2 protein-coding genes are annotated in these 954 nt (G+C 66.4%); both read right to left on the reverse strand.

The window, feature by feature from the left end; translation table 11 throughout:
* Nucleotides 1-310: 310 nt before the first annotated feature.
* Entirely contained in the window at nucleotides 311-655 is a 345-nt protein-coding gene (locus tag MOV75_RS39685) for a DUF1491 family protein (RefSeq protein ID WP_246932913.1), read from the reverse strand.
* Nucleotides 656-712: 57 nt separating this feature from the next.
* A partial coding sequence (locus tag MOV75_RS39690) for a peptidoglycan-binding domain-containing protein (RefSeq protein ID WP_247008296.1) occupies nucleotides 713-954 on the reverse strand: 242 nt, incomplete at its 5' end.

Below are 954 nucleotides of genomic sequence, written 5' to 3' on the forward strand. Positions count from 1 at the left end.
CAGACGCGGCCGGGCGTGCAGCCCGGTGCGATGCCGCCGCGCCGCACCGGCACCGACGGATCATCGGAGCGGTAGCGCAGACGGTTTAGTCCGTAGCCCGGATGGAGCGCAGCGCAATCCGGGTCTCCTGTCGCTCGTAGCGCCCCCGGATTACGCTGCGCTCCATCCGGGCTACGAAGCTACGCGTTGGGCACGCGACGAACTCCAAGCTCGTCATTGCGAGGAGCCCTTGCGACGAAGCAACCCAGAGTCCCTGCGCGGAAGCATTCTGGATTGCTTCGCTGCGCTCGCAATGACGGCGGAGCAGCAGCTACGTCTTCGCCAGTTCCAGAAAATGCCGCCCGCCGCGATCCTCAGTCTCGACGATCCATGCATCCGGATCGAAGCGGATTTCCCTGGTCAGCCGTTCCTCGATGGTATGCTCCGGCAAGGCCTGCGGCGCGACGGGCACGAAGAAGCGATCGACGGGGCGACCGTCGTCGTAGGAGGTCTGCGGGGCCGGCACGTAGAGCATCGCTTGGCCGTCCAGCAGCGACACCTTCACGAACACCGCGCCCGCCTCCTCGGCACCGCGACGGCGCACCGCGCCGAACACGCCCTCGGTCTGGCATCGGCGCAAATAAGCCGCGACCCATATGTTGGATTTCAAACGCATGAGTCGAACGATAGGCCAGCCGCGCAGTCAGCGCCAGCCGTCGCACGCGCGTGGGAATTATTCGACGGGATGGCCGATCGCCGCACCGAGCTCGCGCAGCAGGCGGTCGGAGAGCTGGCCGGTGACCTGCATCTTGTGTTCGCGTTCGAACTTCTGGATCGCGGACTGGGTCTCTCCGCTCATCGTGCCCGTGATCTTCAAATTTCCGTAGCCAAATTCGGACAGCGCGCGCTGCACGCCGGCGATACGCCGTGCGGCCGGGCTCTGCGGCACGGGAATCGGGGCCGGCGGACGCATGG

Origin of the sequence: Bradyrhizobium sp. PRIMUS42, from assembly GCF_023006515.1 — a bacterium.
Lineage (GTDB): Bacteria > Pseudomonadota > Alphaproteobacteria > Rhizobiales > Xanthobacteraceae > Bradyrhizobium.

Bases quoted from the DNA above. Each gene is read 5' to 3' on its own strand.
- MOV75_RS39685 (WP_246932913.1), bottom strand. From the start codon at position 655: ATGCGTTTGAAATCCAACATATGGGTCGCGGCTTATTTGCGCCGATGC.